The following is a 26,244-nucleotide window of genomic DNA, read 5'->3' on the forward strand; positions in this document are numbered from 1 at the left end:
GCCTGCAGGTAGCGACGGATCAGTCGCAGTCCGGATACCATCCAGGTCAAACGGTGCCCTCCCACGACGCGCCATGCCTCGCGCACAACGAAAAAGCCGCCGGTCTTCCGGCGGCTTTCGATCAGTTCTGCCTCTCGGCTCAGTTGCGCGAGGCGACTGGGCGTACGAGGGCCGTCACGCGACGGATGGTAACGCGGCGGTTTTCCTGGTTCGGCCCCTGCGTATTGACCTTGAGGTAACGCTCGCCGTAGCCCTGTGTTGCCAGGTTTTCAGGCGGGATGCCATAGACGTCAGTCATGACGTTCGCCACCGACTCTGCGCGCTGGTCCGACAGGACGAGGTTGCTCTGGTCGGAGCCGACAGCGTCCGTGTGACCTTCGATCAGGAAGGTTTCCGACGGGTCCTTGCGCAGCACCTCGTTAATCGCATCGGCAACCTTGCGCAGGCTGCGCGCCTGGCTCATCGGGATCTCGGCACTACCCGTCGCAAAGGTGATCGTATCGAGGTCGATACGACGTACCTTGTCGCGGATACGGGCCGAATACTTCACCTCATCCAACGAATAGACACGCTCCACCGGCTCCACAGGTGGTTCGCGCAGGAAGTCGTAATAGTCGCGGTCGTCGTCGCTGCTCGTGTCCATGATGTAGTCATCAAGCGGAATGCGCAGGCGCATCGGCGGCAGATCACGGCCCGGATCCTCGAAGTAGCCGCGGTCCGGATCTTCATAGAGGTCGGGCGAATAGTAGAGCACGGACTCACGCCCGCGATTGTCGACGCGCGACCGCTGAATGATGTCGCCATAACGGTTACGGATCGTCACGATCTGATAGCCGTCACGGTCGATCGTCTCGCGGTAACGGTCCCGCGGCAGCTGCTCGTAGATCGGACGTTCGCCATCCCGCAGGAAGCGCCGGTCGTCATCACCGCGAATGATCGTCTGGTTGTTGATCTGGATGATCACGCGATTGTCGTCGCCGCGCTCGCCGAAGCGTGCGCCTTCCGGCTGTTCGAACTGCGGACGCCTGTCGAGACGCTGGCCCTGTTCGCTGGTGACGGCTTCGATCCTGATCGGGGCGGCCTTGGCGCCTTCTGTTATGATCTGGGCGTCAGCGTCGGATTTCGGAACGCGGAAATTCTGCTCCTGGCCACGCTGCCTGTCACGATCGCGACGGGACTGGATGCCACCGGAGCGGTCGGCGTCCTTGTCGCTATCGAGAACGGCGGCACCGTTCTCAACCGGCAAAACGACGGTCTCCGTGCTCTTGCTCGGATCCGCGGCAATTTCCTTGCGACGCTCGAGTTCCTTGGGCGTGATCTTCTCCGGTGCCGGGATAGCCTGCTCGGCCTGGCCCGTTACCGGCTGATCGGTTGGTGCGCCGTTTGGCTGAGCCGGGATTTGTTCGCCCTGCTGAGGTGCGGGCACCTGCTCGCCTTGCTGCTGGGTCGGCTGTGTGCCGCCAGGCTCGGCCTCTGTCGCAGGCTCCTGTGCGGGAACTGGCGGCTTTTCGGCTGTCGGAGCTTCCAGTGGCTTCGGAGCCTTTTCGGGCGCCGGCGATTCCTGTGGAACGGGTGTCTGTTCCGCTGTCGGCTTTTGCGTTTCCTGCTGCTGCGTTTCAGCGGCGGCCGGCTTCTTGCGCGGCTTTACCGGCTGTTCGGAACCTTCAGTCGCCTGCTGTTTGCCTCCCTTACCCTTGGGCTGCGACTCTTCACCCTGCGGCTGAGCCTGCTCCTGCTGCGGGGCGACCTGTTCTGTCTGTGGCTGCGGCGCGGCCTCCTGTTGCGATGGCTGTTTGTCGCGCTTATTTCGACGCGGCTTTTCCTGGTTGTCCGCGGGTTGCTGTTCCTGAGCCGGAGCTACCTGCTCCTGCGGAGCGGCGGGCTCTGCCTGCTCGGCAGCGGGCTGGCGCTTCTTGCGCGGCTTTTCGACGGGAGCTTCTTCCTGCTGCTGAGACTGTTGTTCGGCGGCAGGTTCTTGCTGGCGGCGCGGCTTCTCGGCCGGTGCTGCCTGTTGCTCGGGCTGCGCTTCGGCTGCCGGCTCAGGCTGCTTGCGGGGCTTTTCGGCAGGCGCTTCCTGCTGTTGCTGCGGCTGCTCGGCAGGGGCTTCCTGTTGTTGTGGCTGCTCCTGGGCCGCTGGCGCCTGTTGCTCGCCGCCACCATCCTGTTGTTTCCGCCGCTTCTTCAGAATCTCTTCGTCTGAAGGTGCTGCATCCTGCGCAACCTCGAAGCTGCCCGCGACCGCCTCCGGCGCCGTGCGAACCTGCTCAACGCTGGCAACCGCGGCAAAAGAATGCACTGGGGGCATTACAAGCGACAGCGACAACAGCGGAAAGGCGGCACTGGCAAACAATCTGGATTTCATTCCCATAGGGGCTCCTCGTTGACTTTATGTTTTTGAGACGCAGTCGTGGCCACGTCCGATTTTGGGGCAATCACCCGCGGCGAAAACCGCGCGAGGACTGCATTTGTTCCACGAGTTTTAGGAACTGGACTATTAACCCGGTATGAATGTGGCAGTGCGGCATTGTTCATCTTCGCCATAGCTGACCCTTCGCCGCGCCCCTCCGATTCCAGTTGCAATTCCATAGAAAAAGGGTTGAGTATCGCGTCAAGGCAGTGCCCAGCACCGCCCTGCTCAGCCGCCGTCCGAAAGAAGAACACGAGCGGCAGCACCAACAGAGAGGACTAACATGCGTATCTCCACCCGTATTCTTGCCGCCGTTTCCGTCGCTGCGATGTCTCTTTTCGCAGGCGCCGCCATGGCTGATGGCGAGAAGTATGTAATCGGCACAGACTCGACCTATCCACCCTTCGAATATGTTGACGCCAGCGGCCAGTTCCTGGGCTTCGACATGGACATCGCCCGCGCGCTCTGCGCCGAGATGAAGGCCGAATGCACCATCGTCAGCAGTGACTGGGATGGCATCATTCCCGCGCTGCAGGCCAAGAAATTCGACATGATCATCTCGTCCATGTCGATCACGCCGGAGCGCTCGAAGCTCGTCGACTTCACCAACAAGTATTACAACACCCCGCCGGCAATCGCCGTACCGAAGGATTCGACCGTCACCGACGTTGCCGGCCTGAAGGGCAAGATGATCGGCGCGCAGACCTCCACCACCCACTCGAACTACGCTGAAAAGCACCTGCCCGATACCGAGCTGAAGCTCTACCCGACAGCAGACGAGTACAAGCTCGACATCGCGAACGGCCGCGTTGACGCCGTCATCGACGACATCGTCGTTCTGTCGCAGTGGGTCAAATCGGATGCCGGCGCATGCTGCAAGATCCTGACGCCGCTCCCGGTCGACAAGGAAATCAACGGCGTGGGTGCAGGCATTGCCGTCCGCAAGGGCGACGACGCACTGCGTGAAAAACTGAACACGGCGATCGCCGCGATCCGCACCAGCGGTGAATACAAGAAGATCCAGGACAAGTACTTCGACTTCGACGTTTACGGCGAATAAGAAAAGCTGTAGCTCGCCCATAAAGCTGATGGCGGAAGGCTTGCTCTTCCGCCATTTTTGTTTGACAAGAATAGAAAGATCAAAGCGGTACAAACCGCGAGGGGAAACTGGCATGGGCGGATTATTTTCCGCACTAGGCTCATTTTGGGCCTGGATTGGTTACATCTTCGATCCGCTTTGCGGACCCGCAGGACTCTTCACCTGGTTCGGTTCTTCAACGATCCTGGCCTGTGGCGACACTGGTTGGGGCGATGAGATCGCCGCCGGTCTGAAAGTCACCGTTGCGGTCGCTCTGGTTACCCTGCCAATTGGACTGATCATCGGCTTTCTCGTGGCGCTGGGCCAGCAATCGGAAGAGAAATCGGTCCGTCTTGCTGCCGGCATCTACACCACGATCTTCCGCGGCCTGCCTGAACTGCTGACGCTGTTCATCATCTATTACGGCATGCAGATTCTGATCCAGTCCATCCTCGCCTCCATGGGCTACGACGGCCGCATCGAAATCAACGCCTTCTTCGCCGGGATGATCGCCCTTTCGGTCGTATTCTCCGCCTATTGCTCGGAAGTGTTGCTGTCGGCGTTCCGCGCCATTCCGAAAGGCCAGTACGAAGCCGGCGACGCGCTGGGCTTTCATCGTGGCCGCACCCTGCTCCTGATCGTGCTACCGCAACTGGTGCGCATCGCCCTTCCCGGCCTCGTGAACCTTTGGATGATCCTGCTCAAGGACACATCCTATGTCTCGATCATCGGCCTTGCCGATATCCTGCGCCAGACCGGTGTGGCTGTTAAGGTCACCAAACAGGCGTTTTTGTTCTACGCGGTCGCCTGCGCTCTCTATCTCGGCCTTGCTGTCATTTCCTCCTTCGGCCTCAGCTACATCGAGCGGTGGGCCAAGCGGTCGGAGATTAGCCGATGAGCCACGCCCAGACGCTCATTCCGGCACAGCCGGCGCCGAAGCAAGCGCACAAGCCGATCACCGCTACGCGCATCACCGGCTACATCGTCGTCGCACTCTGGACCGCCCTTGCGGCTGCGCTGGTCGCCATGGTCGTGAGCGGCTGGGATCCGGAGAAGTTCACCCGCTATGGCCCTCGCTATCTGCATGGTCTGTACACGACGATCGCGCTGGTGGTGATCTCGGTGTTCTTCGGTGCCATCCTGTCGTTGCCGGTAGCCTTTGCCCGCATGTCGAAGAACAGGTTCATCAACGGCATCGCCTACTGCTACGTCTATGTGTTCCGCGGCACGCCGCTGTTGGCGCAGCTCTTCCTCATCTACTATGGTCTCGGCAGTTTCCGTCCGCAGCTGGAAACCGTCGGATTATGGTGGTTCTTCCGCGATGCCTGGTTTTGCGGCCTGTTTGCGATGACCATCAATACGGCCGCCTATCAGGCTGAAATCCTACGTGGCGCCATCCAGAGCGTTCCGCGCGGCCAGCACGAAGCCGCAGCCTCGCTCGGCATCCACAAGGTCATCGCCTTCCGCAAGATTATCTTGCCGCAAGCGCTGATCGTCGCCTTGCGACCCTACGGCAATGAGATCATCTTGCTGATCAAGGGCTCGGCGGTCGTCGCCATCATCACCGTCCTCGACCTGATGGGTGAAACGCGTTACGCCTTCTCGCGCACCTTTGACTATCAAACCTACCTTTGGGCGGCGATCTTCTACCTCAGCATGGTCGAAGCATTGCGCCACCTCTGGGGCTGGATCGAGCGTCGCATCACCCGCCACCTGAAACGCTGAGAACCTGGCAGCACTCACCGACGATAGCTGCTAACGATTTGAAATTATAAAACAAATCCACAAACCGCTGGCAATTCGTCAAGCTTCGGTTAAGCATGTGATGGTTCCATTTCCAAGATCACTAACAAGCGATCGTTTGGAACCAGAAGCGAGACGACGATGCACAAGGACATGGAAAGGCAGCTTCAGGGCTACGGCCTCACGACGGCTCAAATCATCTACAGGATGCCGGATCACCAAGCGATCCTTCAGACCTACATCTGGCAGGACTACGATCTTGCTCCAGACTTTCCCGAGATGCGTAGCTTCCTGAAATTTTGGCAGGAAAAGCTGGACGGGCCGTTGCATTCGGTGCGCTACATACACCGAAAACTCATCTCGGCCACCGAATGGCGCGCCCTGAGAGGCGAGTTCATCCTCAACTGACTGTGCAGCAAGCGCCGGTCAGACATGAGCCTCCCCCTGGACGAATTCGTCTTCGTCCATCTCGCGATGCAGTGTGCCGTACAGGATGCCGACATAGGCCAAGCTCACAATGCAGAGTACGCCCCAACCCGGAATCGGGCCAAGCGCCGCGTTGTCGATGACATAGCTCCATGAATGCGCCTGCGTCAGCGGATTTCCTTCGGTTTGGAGTTTGGGTGTCGTAATCTTCAGGCACCATGCGAGAAGCAGGATGAGGTACATCCAGCAATAGTTTCTCCGCAGTCGGCGCTTCACCGCCCCGGGATAGCTCAAGAGAAACTGCGGCTTGCGCAAACTCTTGGCGATGGCCCCGGCCCAATCGGGCCTGGCGTCACCATTCGGCGCAAGAACCTGCGCGAAATAGCCCCGCTCCAGCTTGCGTACACGGGAGCGATAAATGTCGAAGAAGCGGTAGCGGCGCGCTTCGATGAGCAACAATAGGGTTATCAGCATCATCCCGAAAAGCAGCACGCCATGGTGTGACGTGGGCGTTGACAGAGAGACTGAAAGGAGTGCCGCCGCGACTGTGATTGCCCAATTCGATGTTCGGTCGATGCGATCCCGCCAGCTTATCATGCGGCCGAGCTCGCCGCGATAATAATGGCTGAGCGTATTCGTGATCTCGCCTGGAGTGGCCGGGAGCGTCGGTCGCGGACTATCCATCTCCTTCTCGAAACTTGCCTTGCTGATTTCGGCGACCATGGCATTTCCTCCATTTTGTTCTTATCCATTAGGGGATGCTTATTCTGCGCCTCGGACGTCGCCATTGCAAAAGACTTTCAGTCGCCTTAGACGCAGCTCTGGAATAAAAACGATGGTGAATTGCTATGGCCAAGAAGATCGACGAAGACGCACTCGCGGAAGCCTACGAGCGGGCTCTTGCCCTTGAGAAGGCGGGTGATGTTGATGCAGCCGTGAAGGCCTATGAAGAGGTTCTTGCCATCGATCCCGACGATCATGGCGGTGCGGCCGTGAGGATCGCCTCCATGGGACGCGGCGAGACCCCGACAAAGGCGCCGGACGCCTATGTCGAGACCTTGTTCGATCAGCATGCCGAGGTCTTCGAGGACGTTCTGGTGGAACAGCTCGGCTACCACGTGCCGATGATGGTCCGCCAACGCCTGCAGGACCTGAACCTTGGTCCCTTCAAGCGTATGCTCGACCTCGGCTGCGGCACCGGCCTTACCGGCAGCGCGCTCGGCGATCTCTGCGAGGACATGACCGGCATCGATATCTCCGAAAACATGGTCGAGATTGCCCACGAGAAGGATCTCTACGAAACGCTCTTCGTCGCAGAAGTCGAAGACTTCCTCGATGACAATGACGAGGATCCATTCGACCTCATCACCGCAACGGACGTCCTGCCCTACCTCGGCGCACTGGAGCCGCTGTTCTTCGGCGCGGCGGAAAACCTCAATCCTGGCGGCCTCTTCATCTTCTCCTCGGAGGAACTGCCCGAGGCATCTGCGAAAGGCCAACCTTACCTGGTCGGCCCCCACCAGCGCTTCCTGCATTCGGCGGCTTACATTCGCGAAAGGCTCACGGCGACCGGATTCGAACTCGTCGAGATGAGGGAGATCAACGTCCGCATGCAGGATGGTCAACCGAGCCCGGGCCATCTGGTGATCGCGCGCCTCGGCTGATGTCTGCAGCGAAAGATTTCCGCGACGCAGCAGTTGCGACACTGAATGCAATCAGTGATTGTGTTGCGTTGCTAGACGAATGACGTGGGATCTATCAGACGATTGATTGGGTCGGGCAGGCGCAACTGTCGAGCATTCGAAGCGGCTGGACAACGGGCCAACACCGCCTCCGTCCGCCGATAGTTAGCCAATGACGCAACTTTTCCATTGAACCCACATCGACGACCTGATACTTAGCCAATCGCGCAAGTTTTTAACAGCGTGAAAGGCTGGCCGCATGTCGCTTTCCCTCCACAGTCACCCGCTTGCATCCTTCTGCCACAAAGTCTTGATCGCGCTTTACGAGAACGCCACCCCCTTCGAGGCCGTTCATGTCGATCTCGGAAACGAGGCATCGAGAGCGGCGTTCCTCAGCATCTCGCCACTCGGGAAGATGCCAGTGCTGCGCGACGAGGCGCGCGACCGCACGATCCCAGAAACGACAATCATCATCGAGTATCTCGATCAGTACTATCCGGGCAGGACGACCCTCATCCCAGACGATTTCGACAAAGCGCTCGAAGTCAGGCTGTGGGATCGTTTCTTCGATCTGCATGTGCAGGATCCGATGCAGCGAATCGTTGGCGAACGCCTGCGTGGCGGCGGCGATCCAGCCCGTGTAGCCGAGGCTGAGGCGGCGCTGCGCAAAGCCTACTGCATTATCGAGCGGCAGCTCGGCGAATACCCATGGATTGCCGGGGACAGCTTCACCATGGCCGATTGTGCCGCAGCGCCTGCCCTTTTCTACTCCGAGACACTGGTTCCCTTCGTGGACCAAGCGAAGCTGCAAGGTTACTATAACAGGCTTCTGACGCGCCCTTCCTTTGCGCGCGTCCTGGAAGAGGCGCGCCCCTACTTCAAGTTCTATCCCTACCGCGAACGCCTGCCTGCGCGCTTCCGGCCGGACGAAGCCGCCGAATGATGCACGAACCCGCCGCGCTCGATCAGATGTTCCGCGCGCTGTCGGACCGCAGTCGGCGCGGCATGGTCGATCGCCTCGGCCATGGGCCCGCCTCGGTATCGGAGCTCGCGGAACCTCTGTCGATGGCGCTTCCGACCGTTATGAAGCACCTCGCGGTTCTGGAAAAAAGCGGCCTCGTCCACTCGGAAAAGAGCGGCCGTGTGCGCACCTACCGCCTGCAGAAAGATGCACTGGCGCAGATGGAGCACTGGCTTGCCGCGCACAAGGCGAGCTGGAACAAAGCCTTTGACCGCCTGGACCAGTTCCTGGCAGACGACCAACCGGAGTGACGACCGTGATGATGAAATATTCCGCCATGCACGAAACCTTCTCGATCGAGCGAAAGATGCGGGCGCGGGTCTCACGCGTCTTTGCCGCTTGGGCCGATCCGGAAGCCAAGCGCCAGTGGTTTGCCTGCCACGACGAATGGGTGCCCCTCGAATACAGCCTCGACTTCCGTGTCGGCGGCCGGGAGCGAAACCGCGTCGCCGACAGCGACGGCGTTCCGCACGCCTATGAGGCGCGCTATCTCGATATCGTGCCGCAGGCACGCATCATCTATGCCTATGACATGAAGCTCGGCGAAACGCGCATTTCGGCATCGCTTGCGACAATCACCTTCGAGGCGACTCCATCGGGAACAACCATGCTCTTCACCGAGCAGGTCGTTTTCCTCGATGGCTACGCCGACGGCGGCTCACGGCGGCAAGGAACCGAGATTCTGATCGATCGCATCCAGGCCTATGTCGAGCGAGACGGCAGCACCGCACACTAAATATTGGACCGCTTTCATGCTATAGATTGGCGTCTTAACAATCCCACGGCTGCAAGTGAGGCGGTATGGCTGCAGAGAAGCGATCTTCACAAGGTGGAACCGCACTAAAGCGTCGGCACAAATTCAATCCCAAGCGCGGCCCCAGACCACAAGTCCTGGCCAATGCCAACCGCACGGTTGCTTGGGGAGCTTCCTTGGTCGTCGTTGCTTTTGTCGTGCTCGTCACCCTCAACGCATTGCTGTTCTAGCCGCCTCGCGAAACTGCGCCCGCTATTGCGGTTGCTTGGCTGTCTTCAGCCGGCCGGTTTACGCGCGCTGATGGCAAAGCGATGCTGGATTCCGCGCGACAGCGCCTTCAGATAGTTCCAGTGCTTCGCCTGGCTCCTGTGGATTTCGCGCAGGTTCGTGTCGATCGTGATCCCTTCGAAGCCGGCGTCGCCGAGCATGCCTGCGACCAGATCCGCCCGTGCCCCTTCCGAAAAGTGAACGCGCGAAACGATGTCACTGTGATTTTTCATGAGCTCGGGCGGTGCATGCGGCGGATCGGCCTTGAGCAAGCCTGCCCTCTCCATGGTCTTCGCGAGCGCCTTCAGAACGCGTTCTACCCGGCTGACATTCACGAAATCCCCATCGACGATGAGGATCGTCCCGCCCGGCTTCAAAACACGCATCCATTCGGCGAAAGCCGCCTTCGGATCCACTAGCGTCCAGACCAGATGGCGCGTTATGATGACGTCGTAGGTTTCGTCGGGCTCCATCGTGTTCTCGACATCGGCCATTCTAAACGAAATCGAGCGCCCCCTCGCCTTTGCCTTGGCGCGCGCTCGCTCCAGCATCGGCTCGGCCCAATCGAGCCCGGTCACCTTGAACCCCAGATCGTCCATCAGATGGGAAATCACGCCGGTACCGCTGGCGAGGTCGAGCGCCAGCCTGCCGTTGCCCGGCCCCAGATGCTTCAGAATCAGGCGATGCCAGGCAAGGCGCTCTGGCTCGGAAAAAATCTCGTGCCCAGGAGACAGATCGAAGGTCGCCGCGCGTGCTGACCAGTAGGCCTTGATCTCCTCGCGAAGTCCATAATTGTGCCCGCCTGCAATTCCCGTTTCACTCATACTCATGCCAATCGCCATTTCAGTTTGAAATCGTTCTAATAGATATAACTTGACTGCTTAAGTCATAAAATAATAGACGACGAAAAGTTTTCCATGGGGGTATACTTTTCGATGCGACTTACAGGCAAAACAGCAGCGCTTGCAATGGGCTTTCTCGTCTCCGCGGTCCTGCCCGCCCTGGCCGACAAGATCACGATCAAGGACGTGACCGGCCGAAGCGTCGAAGTGAGCGCGCCCGTCAACCACATGATTCTTGGCGAGGGACGGCAGATCTACTTCCTGGCTGCTCTCGACAAGGAGGCGCCTTTCGAGCACGTCGTCGGCTGGCGCGACGACCTGCCCAAGGCGGATCCCGAATCCTACCAGGCCTATCTCGCGAAGTATCCTGACATCGCCAAGCTTCCGACCTTCGGCGGCATGAAGGACGGCACCTTCGATGTCGAGCAGGCCGTGGCGCTCAAGCCCGACGTCATTCTGATGAACGTCGATGCCAAGACAGCAACCGAAGAAGCCGGCTATATCGAGAAGCTCGCCAAGGTCGGCATCCCGCTGGTCTACATAGATTTCCGCGAAAAGCCGATGGAAAACACCGAGCCCAGCATGCGCATCATGGGCCAGCTGATGGGCAAGGAGGCCGTTGCCGAGGACTTCATCAAGTTCCGTGCCGACAGCATCAAGCGCGTCACCGACATCCTCGAAAAGAACAATCCGGCCAAGCCCGTCGTGTTCGTCGAGCGCGCCGGTGGCTACTCCGACGATTGCTGCATGTCCTTCGGCGACGAGAACTTCGGCAAGATGGTCGAAATCGCGGGCGGAAAGAACATGGCCAAGGACATCATTCCGGGCACGTTCGGCACCGTCAATCCCGAGCAGATCATTGCCTCCAATCCTGACCAGATCATCATTACCGGTGGCAATTGGGACAAGTATGTTCCGGGCGGCGCCTGGGTCGGCGTTGGCTATGGCGCTGACCTCAAGGAAGCGCACCGCAAGCTCGAGGCCCTGACGAAGCGCCCTGCCTTCACCGACGTCAAGGCCGTCGAAGACAAGAACGTTCACGCCATCTGGCACCAGTTTTACAACAACCCCTACCAGTTCGTGGCAATCCAGGAGATCGCAAAGTGGCTGCATCCGGATCTCTTCGCCGATCTTGACCCCGAAGCGACGTTCAAGGAACTACACGCGCGCTTCCTGCCGCTGGAATACAAGCCGGGTTACTTCGTTTCGTTGAAGGACGACCAGTAGGACGCGACCGGCGGGACCACCGAAGGTCCGCCGGCATAGCAAGACGGGCCGCGCGTATGCGGCTCCGTTATTTCCTTTTTCAGATTGAGAGGTGTCCATGCGGCTCACGACACTCCGGCACATTGCCGTCCTTGCGCTTGCGCTCGTAACCAGGCCCGCCCTGTCTGCGGAAATCACCGATGTCACCGGTCGCACGGTCGAGATTGACCTGCCAGCCAAGCGCGTCATCGTTGGCGAGGCGCGTCAGATCCATGTGATTGCAGCGCTCAAGGGTGAGCAGACCTTCGGTACCATCGTCGGCTGGCGCGACGACCTCGTCAGGAAAGACCCTGATAGCTACAAGGCTTATGCCGAACGTTTCCCGCAGATCGAGAAGCTGCCGCGTTTCGGCTATGTGCCGCAGGGCGATTTCAGCCTCGAAACCGCGATCTGGCTCTCACCGGATGTGATTACGCTCAATCTCGAGGCGGAAAAGTCCGCGAAGGAGAGCGGATTCGAAGAGAAAGCGGCAGCCGCCGACATCAAGGTGATCTACCTCGATTTTCGCATCGATCCCGACAGGAACAGCGAGACTTCGATCGAGATTTTAGGCCAGCTCTTCGGCGCGGAGGAGCGTGCAAAGGAGTTCATCGCCTATCGCCGCGCAGAGATTGCGCGCGTGACCGACAGGCTTGCGACCGTCAAGGATCTCAAGCGACCGCACGTCTTCATCGAACGCGCGCCTGGCATTTCCGGCGAGAACACGTGCTGCCGCACCTTCGGCCCGGTCAATTTCGGCGCCATGGTCGAACAGGCGGGCGGCCACAACGTTGCCGCCGACGTCATCAAGACAACGTTCGGCGATCTCAATCCCGAACAACTTGTCGTTTCGGATCCGCAGCATGTCATCGTCACCGGATCGAACTGGGCAGCCGAGTCCGACATCAACCAGTTCGTGCCCGTCGGGCGCGGCGCGGATATGGCGCTGGCCCGCGAGCGGCTGGCAAATCTCATGACCCGCACGCCCTTTCCGGAACTGAAAGCTGTTAAGGACGGCAACGTGCATGGCGTCTGGCACCAGTTCTATGGCGCGCCTTACGAGTTCTTCCCGATTCAGCAATTTGCCAAATGGTTTCACCCGGATCTCTTCGCTGATCTCGATCCCGAAGCCAACTTCGCAGAATTCCACAAGAGGTTCCTGCCGGTGACTTACCAGCCGGGATACTTCGTTTCTCTCGAAAAGGGCTCCAACTGATGGCCTCATTCAGTCAGGTCCAGGTTGAAGCGACAGGGCGCGAGCAATATCGCGCCCTTGCGTTTCGCCGTATCCTCATCCTCGTCGGGCTAACCGTAGCGCTCTGTTTCAGCATCTCGGCCGATATGGCGCTCGGGCCTGCCAACTATGCGCTTTCGGACGTACTGTCGGCGCTCTTTGACCCGGCAGCGGCTGCCAACCAGCTTCGCGTTATAATCTGGGATATCCGCATGCCGATCGCCTTGATGGCGGTGACCGTCGGTGCTTCGCTTTCCGTGGCGGGTGCGCAGATGCAGACGATCCTTTCGAACCCGCTGGCTAGCCCCTTCACGCTCGGCATTTCCGCCGCCGCGAGCTTCGGCGCCGCCCTGGCGCTTGTCGGCGGCGTTGCGATCTTTCCGGGCGCAATCGAATACATGATTCCGTTGAATGCATTCCTGATGGCGATGGCCGCTGCGCTCTTCATTCACTTCGCCTCGACGATGCGCGGCGTGAGCGTCGAAACGATCGTACTGCTCGGCATCGCCCTCGTCTTCACCTTCAATGCCGCGCTGTCGCTTTTGGAGTATCTCGCCTCTGAACAGGCGTTGGCCGCCGTCGTCTTCTGGACCATGGGCAGCCTGACCAAGGCGACTTGGGCAAAGGTCTATTTCACCGCTGCCGTGCTCGTCGTCACCGTGCCGCTCTTCATGCGGCAGGCCTGGGCATTGACGGCCCTGCGGCTCGGCGACGACAAGGCGGCCAGCCTCGGCATCAACGTCCGCAGGCTGCGTCTACAAACGATGATGATCGTCAGTCTTCTGGCCGCCATCCCAGTGTCGTTCGTCGGCACCATTGGCTTCGTCGGGCTCGTCGGCCCGCATATCGCCCGCATGGTCGTAGGCGAGGATCAGCGCTTCTTCCTGCCGGGTTCGGTCATCTGCGGCGCCCTTCTCCTGTCGGTGACATCGGTCGTCAGCAAGATCCTGATCCCAGGTGCGATCCTGCCGATCGGTGTGATTACGGCGCTCGTCGGCGTACCGTTCTTCTTCGTTCTCATCTTCAGCAATAGGAGGCGCGCATGGTAGCCTTGGCTCTCGCAGATGTCGGCGCCTCCTACGGGCGCACGACCGTTCTATCGAACGTGAGCATCGACGACCTGAAAGGCGGCAGCGTCACGGCCATCATCGGCCCCAACGCGGCAGGCAAATCGACGCTGTTCAAGCGGATCGCGGCGCTGGTGAAAGGTCCGGGACTGGTCGAGCTTTCCGATACCGAGCGTGGATCACGGACGATCTGCTACATGCCGCAAGATACAGGCGCCAATGCCGTCCTGACCGTCTACGAGTCGATCCTTCTGTCTGCCAAGCAAGGCAGCGGTTGGCGGGTTGCCGACGACGAGCTTGACGGCATCGATGAAATCCTGAAGGCCCTCCGTATCGAAAATCTGGCCTTCCGTGGTCTCGGCGAACTTTCAGGAGGCCAGCGCCAACTCGTGTCTCTCGCACAGGCACTGGTACGCAGGCCCGAGGTCCTGCTGATGGACGAGCCGACCTCCGCACTCGACCTCCACAGGCAGATCGAAGTGCTGAGCTTTATCGCCGACCTTGCCCGCCGCGACGGGATGATCGTGCTCATCACGCTCCACGACCTCAATCATGCGCTGCGCTATTGCGAGAACACGATTGTCATCGCCAATGGAGCAATGGTGGCGAGCGGACCAACATCAGACGTCATCACCGACGCCATGCTTCGCGACATCTACAAGATCGACGCTCGCATCGAGCGCTGCTCGCAGGGCACGCCGATGGTGATCGTCGACGGCGCAATCTGAGATCGCCCGTCGCACATCACGACCTGCGCCGTTCAGTGGGCGGTGCCCGTCCCCAGGATCGCCGCCAGCAGCCGCCCTTCGAGCTCTGCCAGCGCGGGGTTGCCATGTCGGCGCGGGTGCGGATAGGGAATCGCCAGATCAAGCTCAACGCGCCCCTCTTCCAGCACGATCACACGATCGGCGAGATGCACCGCCTCGCTGACGTCGTGCGTGACCAGAACTGCCGTAAAGCCTAGCTCCCGCCAGACGCGATTGAGCAGTTCCTGCATGCTGATCCGTGTCAACGCGTCGAGCGCGCCGAGCGGCTCGTCCAGTGCCAGCACGCCGGGCTTGCTGATGAGTGCCCGCGCCAGCGCCACGCGCTGCCGCTGCCCGCCTGAAAGACGCGCTGGCCATTCGTTCGCCTTTTCGGCAAGCTGCACCTCGCCGAGCACAGCCTGGGCCTCCCTGAGGGCAACGCGCTTATCGATCCCATCGCCAAGGCCGACTACTACGTTTTCGGCGACGCTCAGCCAAGGGAGCAGACGAGGCTCCTGAAACACGATCCTCGCGTTCGCTTCAGCATCAGAGCCATCGGCGTTCTCGAAATGCAGTTCGCCGCTCGTCGGCTCGTCGAGCCCCATCAGAATGCGCAACAGCGTACTCTTGCCGCAACCGCTCTTGCCGATGACCGCGACGAACTGCCCGGCAGGAATGTGGAGGTTGATGCCGCGCAGCACGCGATTGCTGCCGAAACTCTTCTCAAGTCCCTTCAGCGTGATCGCAGCAGCCCCACTGCCAGCCGGCGTCGCACGGTCGGTCTCGTATTCGAGCTCGTCCACAGCCCCTTGAAAACGCTCATGCGCGATGATGGTCATGGCGCCTCTCCTACTTCTGGTAAACCGGGTTCCATTTGAGCGCCCGGCGCTCCAGCGCACGGGCAACGACATCGGCAAGCTTGCCAAGAATGGCGTAGATCACCAGCGCCAGCACGACGATGTCAGTCATCATGAACTCGCGGGCGTTGTTCGCCATGTGACCAATACCTGATGAGGCCGCGATTGATTCCGACACAATCAAGGTCAGCCACATGATGCCGAGCGCGTAACGCAGCCCGACGAAGATCGACGGCAGCGCGCCAGGGAAGATCACCTTCCTGAATAGGGTCCAGCTTCCCATGCCATAGACACGGCCCATTTCGATCAGGTCACGATCGACGTTGCGAACGCCGTGATAGGTGTTGAGATAAATGGGAAACAGCACGCCGAGCGAAGTCAGGAACAACTTGGATTCCTCACCAATCCCGAACCACAGGATGACCAGCGGGATCATGGCGAGATGCGGGATCGTGCGCAGCATCTGCAGCGTCGTATCCGTCAGTTGCTCCGCGATTTTCGAGACGCCGTTGGCGATCCCAAGGAGGAAACCGATCGAGCCGCCGACCAGCAGACCGGCAAAGGCGCGACCGGCGCTGACGAGGATATCGTGTGGCAATTGTCCTGTGATCGTCGTCGACCAGAAGGCAATCGCCACATCCACGGGTGACGGCATGATGCGGGAGGAGATCCAGCCGGCCGACGAGGCCAACTGCCAGACGGCAATAATTGCCACCGGCACGAGAAAGGGCAACAGCTTATGCCGCCCCGGAGGCGAGACGCGGACCCTTCCCTTGCGCTCAACGCGTTCGGTCAGCGCCCGCCCGATCGGCGTATCGAAAGTCGACATGAAGGTTTTTCCTCGCTTCTGCTTGCTTCACCCGAGCTTCTGGTGAGGCATGGTAAGCCTGTGCATCGTCAATGAAGAAGCGCCGCCCGATAGCGGACGGCGCCAATTGGCGGATCAGGAGCCGGAGACCACTTTCAGGTTTCCGCCATGGCTGCCGCCGCCGAAGACCTGATGCTTACCGAAATCGGTCTGGAAGCCGTGTCGCTGCTCTTGGCGCGTGATCCCGAGTTCGGGGAACAGCAGCTCGGCAACGCGGTATGCCTCCTCTAGGTGCGGGTAGCCCGACCCAATAACGGTGTCGATGCCAACGTCCTGGTATTCGCGCAGACGCGCGGCAACGGTTTTCGGCGAGCCGACCAGCGCTGTTCCTGCCCCGGCGCGCACCAGTCCGACACCGGCCCACAGGTTCGGCGACACTTCCAACTTGTCTCGCCGGCCGCCGTGCAATGCCGCCATGCGCTTCTGGCCGACGGAATCGGATTCGTTGACGAAGCGCTCCTGCGCCTCGCGAATCGTCTCATCGTCAAGTTTCGAGATCAGGCGATCGGCCGCTGCCCATGCCTCCTCGTCCGTTTCGCGGACGATGAAATGCAGGCGAATGCCGAAGCTGACTTCGCGGCCCTTTTGCGCGGCAGCGGCGCGCACCTTCTGAACCTTTTCGGCAACCTGCGCCGGTGGTTCGCCCCATGTCAGGTACTTGTCGACGCGGCCGACCGAGAAATCGATGCCGGCATCCGACGAACCACCGAAGTAGAGCGGCGGCCGCGGATTCTGCACCGACGGGAAGCCGAGGCGCGCATTTGTCGCCTTGATGTACTTGCCGTCATAGCTCGCGACACCCCTCTCCAACAGCTCTTCGAAAACCGTGAAGAATTCATCGGCATGGGCATAACGCTCATCATGTGCGAGATGAATGCCGTCGCCGGCAAGCTCCGCTGGACTGCCGCCAACGACGATATTGAGCAGCAGACGTCCGTTCGAAATGCGGTCCAGCGTCGTCGTCAGGCGCGCGTAATATGCCGGCGATGCCGTGCCAGGACGAATTGCCACCAGAAACTGTAGCTTCTCGGTCTTGGCGGCGAGTGCGGCGGCTGTCACGAAGGACTCCTCGCAGGCAACGCCCGTCGGCAGAAGGACACCAGAGTAGCCCAAGCGATCGGCTGCCTGGGCGATTTGCGTGAGATAGCCGATCTCCGGAGCGCGCGTCTGTTCGTTCGAACCGAGATAGGCGCCGTCCCCCGAGGTCGGGATGAACCAGAGGAAATTGATGGGGTCGTGTTTGCCGGTCATGGATGTGATGCCTTCTAGTCGGAATGGAAATCAGCTTGCCTTGGCGCGCCAGATAATATCGCCGGTGTTCAGTTGCTTCGGGACGATGCCGAGCTTGTAGAACTCATCGGCCAGCCCCTGCTGGTAGGCCGCAGCCGCATCCGTGATGCCGGATACGCTGCCAAGATCGGCGCCAGCACGCGTCAGCGTCACGCGCGTTACCTCCTGCGGCACGCCGGTAATTTCGGAGAGCTCCTTGATTGTCTGATCGAGATTGCTCTGTGCAGACCGACCGACTTGCTTAAGTTCATCAAGCACATCGGTGATGACCTGCGCGTTTGCGTCGGTGAACTCGGCATTCGCAAGGAAGAAACTATAGGAGTCGACAATGCCCTCGGCCGTTGTCAGAACCCGCGTTTCCGGATCGGCTTCTGCGATCGCGAGATATGGGTCCCAAATCGACCAGGCGTCGATGCTGCCATTCTTGAAGGCAGCCGCCGCATCCGCCGGGCTGAGATCCACGCCCTCGATGTCCTCAGGCGCCAGGCCTGCCTTACGCAGGGCCTTGACCGTAACGTTATGGGCGCTCGAACCGCGCTTGAAAGCAACCTTCTTGCCCTTGAGATCTTCTAGCGTCTGGATCGGCGAGTCCTTTCTGACAAGGATTGCCGAGCCTGCGGGACTGCCTCGATAGAGGCCCACATAATAGAGATGACCGCCAGCCGCCTGGGCGAAAAGCGGAGGCACGTCACCGGTCGCACCGAAATCGAGCGCGCCCGCGCCGAGTGCCTCGAGCAGCGGCGGACCGGAGGTGAATTCCGACCAGCTGACGGTAATGCCGCGGTCGGCAAGCCGCTTTTCCAGCGCGCCGCGCCGCTTGGCCAAAGCGAGTACCCCGTTCTTCTGCCAGCCGATGCGAAATTCGGTTGCTGCCGCACGCGCGCCCTTGATGCCGGGCAACAATGCCGTGGCCACCGCGGCGCCGAAAAGCCCCAATGTCTGACGTCGTGAAATCATGGTTGTTCCCTCTTTGGAAGCCGGCAGGTTTCACCGCTTCAAGTTTCGATATCCCAATTCTGATAAACTCTATAAAATCAATCGACATTTATATTTATGATCTTTCGGTCCTCACGGGATTATCCGGACCAGTAATCGCCGCTTTCGGGGAAAATTTTTCCACCTCAAGGTCACTTGCGTCCCACCCGACTTTCCGCGCGCCGTGCTTTCGGCTAATCCTCGTGCCCTGCATTCACGAAAGGATAGGCACATGGCAAAAGTCGCATTCATCGGTCTCGGCGTGATGGGGTTTCCCATGGCGGGCCATCTCAAGGTGAAAGGCGGCCATGACGTCACGGTCTATAACCGGACCGCAGAAAAGGCGGCCGCCTGGGCAGAGAAATTCGGTGGCAAATCGGCGCCCACTCCCGCGGAAGCCGCCAAAGCCGCGGATTTCGTCTTTACGTGCGTCGGCAATGACGATGATCTCCGCTCAGTGACAATGGGTGAGAACGGCGCTCTGGAGTCGATGAAGCCGGGTGCGATCCTGATCGACAACACCACCGCGAGCGCGGAAGTCGCCCGCGAGCTTTATGCCGCGGCGAAAGACAAGAGCTGTGGCTTTATCGACGCCCCAGTTTCCGGCGGGCAGGCGGGCGCCGAGAATGGCGTTCTGACGGTCATGTGCGGCGGTGACGAAGCCACGTTCGAGAAGGCGAAGCCGGTGATCGATGCCTACGCCCGCATGGTCGGCCTCATGGGACCGGCTGGCGCCGGTCAGCTGACCAAGATGATCAACCAGATCTGCATCGCCGGCCTCGTCCAGGGGCTCGCGGAAGGGATTCATTTCGGCAAGCGCGCCGGCCTCGACATCGAGAAGGTTGTCGAGGTTATCTCCAAGGGTGCCGCCGGCTCCTGGCAGATGGAGAACCGGCACAAGACGATGAACGCGGGCAAGTACGACTTCGGCTTTGCGATCGACTGGATGCGCAAGGATCTCGGGATCGTCCTGAGCGAAGCGCGCCGCAACGGCGCGAAGCTGCCGGTCACCGCCCTTGTCGACCAGTTCTACGGCGACGTGCAGGCTATGGGCGGCAACAGATGGGATACGTCCTCGCTGTTGGCTCGATTGGAGAAATGATCGGTCCTTCCTCCAGCGCCGCAGAGCTGATTGCGCACCTGCAAACGTTGCGCTCGGAGGAAAACATCGCCGGGATGGCCAGTTTCGGTATCGTCACCGAAACTGCGCTCGGAATATCCAATCCGGATCTCCAAAAAGTCGCCAGAGCGGTCAAGCGAAACCACGGTCGCGCCCTCGAGCTTTGGCAGAGCAACATCCGCGAAGCCCACCTGCTCGCTCTCTACACAGCGGAACCCAAGAAGCTGACATCGGACATTGCGCGAACCTGGGCCGATGATTTCAACTCGTGGGAAATCGTTGACTGCGCTGCGGACCTCTACGTGGGAGCTCGTCTCGAGGCGCTTGTCCCCGAATTCGCAGCCGATGACCGGGAGTTCGTCCGACGGACCGCCTTCGCTATGATCGCCGGCGCCGCCGTTCATCTGAAGACAGAGCCGGACGAGACGCTGTTGGCATGGCTTCCGCTCATAGAGGCACATGCTGGCGACCCGCGCAATTTCGTGCGCAAGGCAGTGAATTGGGCGCTGAGAAACATCGGCAAACGCAACCTCCGCTGCCATGGTCCTGCGCTCAGGCTTGCGGAGAGCCTTGCCGCGTCGGACGACCGGACCGCACGCTGGATCGGCAAGGACGCCGTCCGGGAACTGACCAGCGAGAAGGTCGTGGCTAGGAAGGAGCGGACATCGGCAGCGTGGTGACCGCCACATTCGTCCGTCAAAGAGCAGCGGGCAGACGACCGCCGCCCACCCACTGTCCCTCCTGCCCAACTATTTCTGGATGCACGTGTCGACGGTATCCTTCGTGCACTCGTCGAGGCCGGTGAAGACAGGGTCGTCGACCGGCTTGCCGGCGATCAGATCCATCATCACCGATGGTGCCTTGTAGCCCATTTCAAATGGCCGCTGCCCGACAAGTGCCGTCACGAGGCCGTCCTTGGCAATGGCGACTTCATCGCCGATCGTGTCGGCGGCACCGATCACGAACTCGTTCTTGGCGATCTTGTCGGCCATTGGCTTGAACAGATCGCGGTAGGGCTGCGGCGCGCCGAATAGCGGCCAGCCGCCCATGATACCGAAGGCATCGAGATCCGTGTTGGCCGCGAGAATGTCAGTCATGGCCTGAACGCCCTTGGCGCCGTCGTCGTTCGTGAAGACCGGGCAACCGGCAACTTCCGTCCACCCGCCCTCGCCTTTCAGCGCGGCCAGGCCTTTCTGGCCCGTCAGGGTGTCACGCATCCCCTGGGCACGACGCAGAATATTGTCGGCACCCGGGTTGCCTTCGATCGTGCAGATCTTGCCGCCCTTCGGCTTTGCCTTCTTGATGTACTCGCCGATGCGCGCACCCATCAGATAGTTATCGGTGCCGAGATAGGTCTTGCGCAGTGCTGAATCCTCTGCCGCAAGATCGGCGTCGAGCGTCATGACAGGCACCTTTGGGTTTGCCGTTTTCAGCGTCTGCGCGATCAGCTTGGCGTTCGACGGAGAAATGGCGATTGCCGCCGTTTCCGCCTTGCCCAGTACGTCCTGAACGATTTGCGCCTCGCCGGCTTCATCGGAGGTCGATGCGGGACCGGTGTAGAAGCATTCATATTCGGAGTCCGGATTTTCCTTGTTCCACTTCTGGCAGCCCTGGTTGATCGCCTCGAAGAACGGGTTGTCGAGGCCCTTCACCACGATGACCAACTGTTTCTTGGCCGCCAGGGCCTGTCCGGCCGTCAGCGCCAGCACCGCGGCCGTAAGCAATAATGCCTTCCTCATAGCTTCTTCCTCCCATTGAAAAATGGCGGACGCCATCGCCCGCCACATGATCAACCCGGATACCAGACGATGCGAGGATCCTCCTCCGAACGCACATACCCCCAGGCCGAGTCGATAAGCATTTCCAGATCGTAGACGGGCCGCCATCCGAGCAAATATTTGGCCTTGCTATTGTCCATCCAGTTCGAATGGAACTGGCTCGGTATGTCGACGGAGCCAAGGCCGCGTGTGCGCGCAAGGTGGGCGGCAACCTCGCCGTAGTCGACGGGTCGATCCATGCAAATGTTGAACAGTTGAGCTCTCGCGCGTGGATTGTCGAGCGCGGCAAGGATCGCCGCAACAAGGTCGTCGACGTGAACGAAATTGCGCTTCAAGGGGCGGCCATCGGCATCACGCAACAGCGGAACCGTCTGCTCCCGGACATGGCGCGCGGCGTCGCCCGCCGGAACGAGCGTCTTCCAGTCCGGTCCGCCGAAAACATCATCCCCGAACGACAATGTGAACTTGAAATCGTCCTTCTCCATGATCCATGGCGCCCGCAGGCAGCAGCCATTGATGCCATACTGGATCTTGAACTGCTCCAGCATCACCTCTTCCAGTACCTTCGATAGCGCATAGCAACCGGGATAAGCCTGGTGTGGCGTAGCTTCGGTGATTGGCGCCTCATGGCGATAGAAAAAGTGACCTATCCCCGCATCGCCGCCGATGAGAATGAATTGGCGCGCAGTGGCGCTTGTCCTGAAGCCCTCGAGAAGCCAGAAAAGTCCTTTGACGGTGACGTCCATGATGTCATCAGGCGTCTCCTTGCATGTCGCGAGATGCACGACATGCGTGACATCAGCAAGCGCACGCGTCACCACTCCGCGATCGCTGATCGAGCCGCGCACCGCCTCGACACGTTCGGTTTCTGGGCACAAGCGGTTATGACAAAGCGCGCGAATGCGCGCCTTCGAAAATCGCGGATCGTCGAGCAGCCCAGCGATGAAGTGCTGCCCGACCTTGCCCGTTGCACCGGTGACAAGGATCAGCATGCTCTCCTCCATCAACAGCTAATATACAGACACTTCCGCGCGTCAACGAAATTGTACTATAAAACGAATAATTGTAGCGGAGACCGTAAATTAGCAGCATCCGATTGACGGTCTCACGCGGTTCTGGGTAATGTTGAAAGCGCTCGCAGGGAGGAAACTGGCGGGTGAAATCGCGGCTGAAACACGGTCGCGGCTTTGGGAGGCTAGACAGCTGGTGGCAGTTCTCGAGCTCGCGAACATCTCGAAACATTTCGGGGCCATACAGGCGGTCAACGACGTCTCTTTTTCGCTGGAGGCGGGAGAGGTCGTTGGGTTGATGGGCGACAATGGCGCCGGCAAATCGACGCTCGTGAAAATGATTGCCGGCAATTTCCGTCCAAGCCACGGAACGATGCGGCTCGACGACGAAGACCTAGTCCTGCATCGGCCGGTAGAAGCCCGGCAGCGGGGCATCGAGATCGTCCACCAGGACCTCGCGCTCTGCAACAATCTGACGGCGGCCGCCAACGTATTTCTAGGCCGCGAGATGCGCCGCGGTTTCGGGCCCTTACGCATTCTCGACTACAAGACAATGTACAAGCGCGCTGGCGAAATCTTCAAGGACCTGAAATCGGAGACGCGGCCGCGAGATCTGGTCAAACAGATGTCGGGTGGTCAGCGCCAGGCCGTCGCGATCGCCCGCACTATGCTGGCGGAAGCAAAGCTCGTGCTCATGGACGAGCCGACGGCCGCCATCTCCGTGCGCCAGGTTGCCGAGGTTCTTGCTCACATCCGTCAACTGCGCGATCGCGGCATCGCGGTCATTCTGATCAGCCACCGCATGCCTGATGTCTTCTCGGTTGCTGATCGCGTGATTGTCATGCGGCGCGGGCGCAAAGTTGCCGACAAACCGATAGCGGCGAGTTCGCCGGAGGAAGTCACTGGGCTCATAACAGGCGCAATCGAACAGGTGTGATTAGCGCACTGTACCTACCTAATGTAAGCGAAGGTCGACCATGGCAATAACTCTAGATCAGACGATCGCGCAGAAGCAGCGCAACTGGCTCTCGTCCATTTTCGCGAGCCAGACCTTCTGGGTCCTCATGGCCGTTATCCTCGCCTGCATTTTCCTCTCCTTCGCCACGAGCTCCTTCGCCACGCCCACCAACCTTTACAACATCACGCGCAACGTCACGTTTGTCGCGATTATTGCTCTCGGCATGACGCTGGTCATCGTCACCGGAGGCATCGACCTATCGGTTGGGTCGGTGCTTTGCCTCTGCAGTATGGTGCTGGCGGTTACCATGCATGCCGGCTACGGCATCGGAACGGGCATTGCCGCCTCGATCGGCACGGCGCTAGTAATCGGCGCATTCAACGGCATCCTGATCGCTTATCTCGGATTCCCGCCGTTCGTCGTCACGCTCGGCATGCTGTCCATTGCCCGCAGCCTCGCAATGGTGGCCTCGAACAACACCGTCGTCTTCCAGTTCGGCCCGGATCACGACAAGCTGCTGGCGCTCGGCGGCGGTGCATGGCTCGGCATCGCCAATCCTGTGCTTTACATGGCCGTGCTGGCGCTTCTGACCGGCTTCGTGCTGCGCTGGACGCGCTTTGGCCGCTACGTCTTCGCCATCGGTGGAAACGAACACGCTGCGACGCTGACCGGTGTGCCAGTCAGGAAGATCAAAGTCGCGGTCTATATGATCTCGGCCTTATCAGCCGGTGTTGCCGGCATCATCCAGACCGGCTGGCTTGGTGCGGTAACCACAAACATCGGCGCGGGCATGGAATTGCAGGTGATTGCCGCAGCCGTGATCGGCGGCGCAAACCTCGCCGGCGGCGTCGGCACCGCCTTCGGCGCCATCGTTGGCGCAGCATTGATCGAGGTTATCCGCAACAGCCTTGGTCTCTTGGGGATCAACGCCTTCTGGCAAGGCACCTTCATCGGCGGCGCGATCGTGCTTGCGGTTCTGTTCGACCGGCTGAGGAACCTTCGCCAGAGCGAATAACAGATGGCCGCAGCCGTCTGTCAGTCCTCGTTCGACTTGGCGTTGTCGAGGATCATGTAGTCAAGCGGCAGCTGCGTCGAATACTTGATCTGCTCCATGGCGAAGGCGGACGAAACATCGCGGATCTCGATCTTTGCGATCATCCGCTTGTAGAAGGCGTCATAGGCGGCAATGTCAGGCACGACCACGCGCAGCAGATAATCCACGTCGCCACTCATGCGATAGAACTCGACCACTTCGGGGAAATCGGCAACGACTTCCGAAAAGCGCCGCAGCCACTCGATCGAGTGCGTTGCCGTGCGGATCGAGACAAAGACCGTGACCTTCGTGTTGACCTTTTCCGGATCAAGGATGGCGACGCGACGCTTGATCACGCCGTCCTCTTCCATCTTCTGGATGCGCCGCCAGCACGGTGTCGTTGAAAGCCCGACCTTCTTGGCGAGATCGGCAACGGCCAAGGTCGAATCTTCCTGCAAAAGGCGCAGGATCTTGCGGTCAAGACGGTCCATACAACAAAGCCCCTTCGAATTATTTTCTCTGTATAACGCGATTCCGGCAGTTTAAAAGAATTTTGTTTCAGTCGATCAAGAGTTTTACGCGCTCCCGCAGAACTGGCAGGAGCTCCGCCTCGAACCACGGATTGCGCTTGATCCAGCCAGTGTTGCGCCAGCTCGGATGGGGCAGCGGCAAGATTCCGGGCAAGCGCGGACGCGACAGCGTCGTTTGCCACGCCCGCACCGTCTCGGTCATGTTTTCGCGACGCTCCGCGCCCATATGCCAAGCCTGCGCATATTGGCCGATTGCCAGCACAAGTTCGATCTGCGGCATTGTCGAGATCACCCGGCTCCGCCAATGAGGCGCACATTCGCGCCGCGGCGGCAGGTCGCTGCCCTTGGCGTCATAGCCGGGAAAACAGAAGCCCATCGGCACGATGGCGAAACAGTCGCAATCGTAGAACGTCTCCCGATCGACCTGCAACCAGTCGCGCAGGCGATCGCCGGACGCATCGTTGAACGGAATGCCGCTCTCGTGAACCTTGAGGCCCGGCGCCTGCCCCGCGATCAGTATCCTCGCCTTCGACGACAACACCGCGACCGGCCGCGGCTCGTGCGGCAAACGAGTGTCCGCCCCGCTAAGCGGCGCGTCTCGACAGATACGACAGGCGGCGATCTCCCGCCGAAGAATATCGAGCGCCCGCTCGTCAGAGGCGTTTTTCTCGATCACCATCCGAGCAATCCCATGATGCCGCGGGCATCTGGTCGCGGCGTATGGTCCCGTACGCTTCGAGGCATCTCGAACGTGCCCGCCCAGAGCCCGGCCTTCTCTGCCTTCGCCCACGCCTCCTCGTCACCATAGGCTCCATAGGATACCGCCATGCCCCGGCGCACCATTTCGGCGTTTAGATCTACGCCACCGGCATGACAGACCACCAGCAAGCGATCGAAACGGTCCCGCCCGGTTCCGCTACATTGCGTGTCGGTCGGCGCGACAAGAGCCTGCAGTGTCCGCTTCGCCTGCTGCCCGCAGGTCCATGCAATGCCTGCCCATTCGCATGTCTGGCTGAGTTCGGGCGCATCGATGCCGTAAAGCCGCATCCGCTCCTTGCCGAGGTTCAGGCTATCGCCGTCAGCCGCACGAAACTGGCCGGAATGGACAGTTTCGGCGTGATCGCTCAGCTTGGCCGCAATCAGCCACAGGAATGCCAGCAGAGCCAGCGCCGTCACGCCGTCGCGCATCACTCGCAAACCGCGTGTCACGCTTTCGCCTCCTTAAAAAACAAATTCTTGGCAAAGATGGCTAACATCATCTTAAGAATTGCGGTCTAGGGTGTAGCCACCCGCGGATCAAGTTTCAACGTGCA

The 26,244-nt window shown here is 60.2% G+C and carries 28 protein-coding genes; 16 read left to right on the forward strand and 12 right to left on the reverse strand.

The genetic code is table 11. From position 1 onward, the window contains the following. Window positions 1-139 precede the first annotated feature (139 nt). A complete protein-coding gene (locus FHT71_RS28345) occupies window positions 140-2,368 on the reverse strand; it encodes an OmpA family protein (protein WP_183722967.1) in 2,229 nt (742 codons plus the stop codon). 322 nt (window positions 2,369-2,690) lie between these two features. Here FHT71_RS28345 and FHT71_RS28350 point away from each other — a divergent pair, with 322 nt between their 5' ends. From FHT71_RS28350 to FHT71_RS28365, 4 genes are all read left to right on the forward strand, one after another. Continuing rightward, on the forward strand, window positions 2,691-3,467 hold the full coding sequence (locus tag FHT71_RS28350) for an ABC transporter substrate-binding protein (RefSeq protein ID WP_007802843.1): 777 nt from the start codon (window positions 2,691-2,693) through the stop codon (window positions 3,465-3,467). Window positions 3,468-3,579: 112 nt separating this feature from the next. Then, complete coding sequence (locus FHT71_RS28355) at window positions 3,580-4,383, forward strand: ABC transporter permease (RefSeq protein ID WP_007802840.1); 804 nt, start codon at window positions 3,580-3,582, stop codon at window positions 4,381-4,383. After that, window positions 4,380-5,210, forward strand: a complete 831-nt coding sequence (locus tag FHT71_RS28360; protein WP_007802838.1) for an ABC transporter permease — start codon at window positions 4,380-4,382, stop codon at window positions 5,208-5,210. Before FHT71_RS28355 ends, FHT71_RS28360 begins: the two co-directional genes overlap by 4 nt. 159 nt (window positions 5,211-5,369) lie before the next feature. Further along, the gene (locus FHT71_RS28365; RefSeq protein ID WP_132594262.1) at window positions 5,370-5,636 is read left to right on the forward strand and encodes an aspartate-semialdehyde dehydrogenase; all 267 of its coding nucleotides are present in this window, start codon (window positions 5,370-5,372) and stop codon (window positions 5,634-5,636) included. Between the two features lie 18 nt (window positions 5,637-5,654). On the opposite strand, the gene FHT71_RS28370 is transcribed toward FHT71_RS28365, so the two are convergent. Continuing rightward, window positions 5,655-6,377, reverse strand: coding sequence for a DUF2270 domain-containing protein (locus FHT71_RS28370; RefSeq protein ID WP_007802835.1), 723 nt, complete (start codon window positions 6,375-6,377; stop codon window positions 5,655-5,657). 125 nt (window positions 6,378-6,502) lie between these two features. On the opposite strand from FHT71_RS28370, the gene FHT71_RS28375 reads away from it, so the two are divergent. From FHT71_RS28375 to FHT71_RS28390, 4 genes are all read left to right on the forward strand, one after another. Continuing rightward, window positions 6,503-7,318: a class I SAM-dependent methyltransferase gene (locus tag FHT71_RS28375; protein WP_007802833.1), complete on the forward strand. Its 816-nt coding sequence runs from the start codon at window positions 6,503-6,505 to the stop codon at window positions 7,316-7,318. Between the two features lie 277 nt (window positions 7,319-7,595). Continuing rightward, window positions 7,596-8,279, forward strand: coding sequence for a glutathione S-transferase family protein (locus FHT71_RS28380; RefSeq protein WP_132594264.1), 684 nt, complete (start codon window positions 7,596-7,598; stop codon window positions 8,277-8,279). Beyond that, window positions 8,276-8,608 (forward strand): metalloregulator ArsR/SmtB family transcription factor, encoded by a 333-nt coding sequence (locus FHT71_RS28385; RefSeq protein WP_132594266.1) that lies wholly within the window; start codon window positions 8,276-8,278, stop codon window positions 8,606-8,608. The genes FHT71_RS28380 and FHT71_RS28385 overlap by 4 nt, the downstream gene beginning before the upstream one ends. A gap of 8 nt (window positions 8,609-8,616) precedes the next feature. Then, on the forward strand, window positions 8,617-9,093 hold the full coding sequence (locus FHT71_RS28390) for an SRPBCC family protein (RefSeq protein ID WP_183722969.1): 477 nt from the start codon (window positions 8,617-8,619) through the stop codon (window positions 9,091-9,093). A gap of 293 nt (window positions 9,094-9,386) precedes the next feature. On the opposite strand, the gene FHT71_RS28395 is transcribed toward FHT71_RS28390, so the two are convergent. Continuing rightward, a complete protein-coding gene (locus FHT71_RS28395; protein WP_132594329.1) occupies window positions 9,387-10,202 on the reverse strand; it encodes a class I SAM-dependent methyltransferase in 816 nt (271 codons plus the stop codon). 111 nt (window positions 10,203-10,313) lie between these two features. On the opposite strand from FHT71_RS28395, the gene FHT71_RS28400 reads away from it, so the two are divergent. From FHT71_RS28400 to FHT71_RS28415, 4 genes are all read left to right on the forward strand, one after another. Further along, window positions 10,314-11,447, forward strand: coding sequence for an ABC transporter substrate-binding protein (locus tag FHT71_RS28400; RefSeq protein WP_183722971.1), 1,134 nt, complete (start codon window positions 10,314-10,316; stop codon window positions 11,445-11,447). A 97-nt stretch (window positions 11,448-11,544) separates the two neighbouring features. Beyond that, window positions 11,545-12,681, forward strand: coding sequence for an ABC transporter substrate-binding protein (locus tag FHT71_RS28405; RefSeq protein WP_183722973.1), 1,137 nt, complete (start codon window positions 11,545-11,547; stop codon window positions 12,679-12,681). After that, window positions 12,681-13,748 carry an iron ABC transporter permease gene (locus FHT71_RS28410; protein WP_132594274.1) on the forward strand — a complete coding sequence of 356 codons (1,068 nt, stop codon included), beginning with the start codon at window positions 12,681-12,683 and terminating at the stop codon, window positions 13,746-13,748. Before FHT71_RS28405 ends, FHT71_RS28410 begins: the two co-directional genes overlap by 1 nt. Beyond that, a complete protein-coding gene (locus tag FHT71_RS28415; RefSeq protein WP_132594276.1) occupies window positions 13,742-14,494 on the forward strand; it encodes an ABC transporter ATP-binding protein in 753 nt (250 codons plus the stop codon). The genes FHT71_RS28410 and FHT71_RS28415 overlap by 7 nt, the downstream gene beginning before the upstream one ends. 32 nt (window positions 14,495-14,526) lie before the next feature. On the opposite strand, the gene FHT71_RS28420 is transcribed toward FHT71_RS28415, so the two are convergent. The 4 genes from FHT71_RS28420 to FHT71_RS28435 form a co-directional block, all read right to left on the reverse strand. Next, complete coding sequence (locus tag FHT71_RS28420) at window positions 14,527-15,351, reverse strand: ATP-binding cassette domain-containing protein (protein WP_132594278.1); 825 nt, start codon at window positions 15,349-15,351, stop codon at window positions 14,527-14,529. Between the two features lie 10 nt (window positions 15,352-15,361). Then, complete coding sequence (gene ssuC, locus FHT71_RS28425) at window positions 15,362-16,198, reverse strand: aliphatic sulfonate ABC transporter permease SsuC (protein WP_183722975.1); 837 nt, start codon at window positions 16,196-16,198, stop codon at window positions 15,362-15,364. Window positions 16,199-16,312: 114 nt separating this feature from the next. Then, the gene (gene ssuD, locus FHT71_RS28430; RefSeq protein ID WP_183722977.1) at window positions 16,313-17,488 is read right to left on the reverse strand and encodes an FMNH2-dependent alkanesulfonate monooxygenase; all 1,176 of its coding nucleotides are present in this window, start codon (window positions 17,486-17,488) and stop codon (window positions 16,313-16,315) included. 30 nt (window positions 17,489-17,518) lie between these two features. After that, window positions 17,519-18,484 (reverse strand): aliphatic sulfonate ABC transporter substrate-binding protein, encoded by a 966-nt coding sequence (locus FHT71_RS28435; RefSeq protein WP_183722979.1) that lies wholly within the window; start codon window positions 18,482-18,484, stop codon window positions 17,519-17,521. Window positions 18,485-18,734: 250 nt separating this feature from the next. Here FHT71_RS28435 and FHT71_RS28440 point away from each other — a divergent pair, with 250 nt between their 5' ends. Further along, window positions 18,735-19,604 carry an NAD(P)-dependent oxidoreductase gene (locus FHT71_RS28440; protein WP_007802809.1) on the forward strand — a complete coding sequence of 290 codons (870 nt, stop codon included), beginning with the start codon at window positions 18,735-18,737 and terminating at the stop codon, window positions 19,602-19,604. After that, on the forward strand, window positions 19,601-20,302 hold the full coding sequence (locus FHT71_RS28445; RefSeq protein WP_132594286.1) for a DNA alkylation repair protein: 702 nt from the start codon (window positions 19,601-19,603) through the stop codon (window positions 20,300-20,302). The genes FHT71_RS28440 and FHT71_RS28445 overlap by 4 nt, the downstream gene beginning before the upstream one ends. A 69-nt stretch (window positions 20,303-20,371) precedes the next feature. Here FHT71_RS28445 and FHT71_RS28450 read toward each other — a convergent pair whose 3' ends face one another. After that, window positions 20,372-21,361: a substrate-binding domain-containing protein gene (locus FHT71_RS28450; protein ID WP_132594288.1), complete on the reverse strand. Its 990-nt coding sequence runs from the start codon at window positions 21,359-21,361 to the stop codon at window positions 20,372-20,374. Between the two features lie 50 nt (window positions 21,362-21,411). After that, window positions 21,412-22,392 (reverse strand): NAD(P)-dependent oxidoreductase, encoded by a 981-nt coding sequence (locus tag FHT71_RS28455; RefSeq protein WP_132594290.1) that lies wholly within the window; start codon window positions 22,390-22,392, stop codon window positions 21,412-21,414. A gap of 130 nt (window positions 22,393-22,522) precedes the next feature. On the opposite strand from FHT71_RS28455, the gene FHT71_RS28460 reads away from it, so the two are divergent. Continuing rightward, window positions 22,523-23,347, forward strand: coding sequence for an ATP-binding cassette domain-containing protein (locus tag FHT71_RS28460; RefSeq protein WP_245505566.1), 825 nt, complete (start codon window positions 22,523-22,525; stop codon window positions 23,345-23,347). A 40-nt stretch (window positions 23,348-23,387) separates the two neighbouring features. Continuing rightward, a complete protein-coding gene (locus FHT71_RS28465; RefSeq protein ID WP_132594292.1) occupies window positions 23,388-24,383 on the forward strand; it encodes an ABC transporter permease in 996 nt (331 codons plus the stop codon). Window positions 24,384-24,403: 20 nt separating this feature from the next. Here the strand turns inward: FHT71_RS28465 and FHT71_RS28470 are convergent, their stop codons facing one another. The 3 genes from FHT71_RS28470 to FHT71_RS28480 form a co-directional block, all read right to left on the reverse strand. Further along, window positions 24,404-24,892: an Lrp/AsnC family transcriptional regulator gene (locus FHT71_RS28470; RefSeq protein ID WP_007533095.1), complete on the reverse strand. Its 489-nt coding sequence runs from the start codon at window positions 24,890-24,892 to the stop codon at window positions 24,404-24,406. A 67-nt stretch (window positions 24,893-24,959) separates the two neighbouring features. Next, window positions 24,960-25,610: a uracil-DNA glycosylase family protein gene (locus tag FHT71_RS28475; RefSeq protein WP_183722981.1), complete on the reverse strand. Its 651-nt coding sequence runs from the start codon at window positions 25,608-25,610 to the stop codon at window positions 24,960-24,962. Further along, window positions 25,604-26,140, reverse strand: coding sequence for a thermonuclease family protein (locus FHT71_RS28480; protein ID WP_132594296.1), 537 nt, complete (start codon window positions 26,138-26,140; stop codon window positions 25,604-25,606). The genes FHT71_RS28475 and FHT71_RS28480 overlap by 7 nt, the downstream gene beginning before the upstream one ends. Window positions 26,141-26,244: the final 104 nt, after the last annotated feature.

The sequence above is a fragment of the Rhizobium sp. BK060 genome (assembly GCF_014193145.1).
GTDB lineage: Bacteria > Pseudomonadota > Alphaproteobacteria > Rhizobiales > Rhizobiaceae > Rhizobium.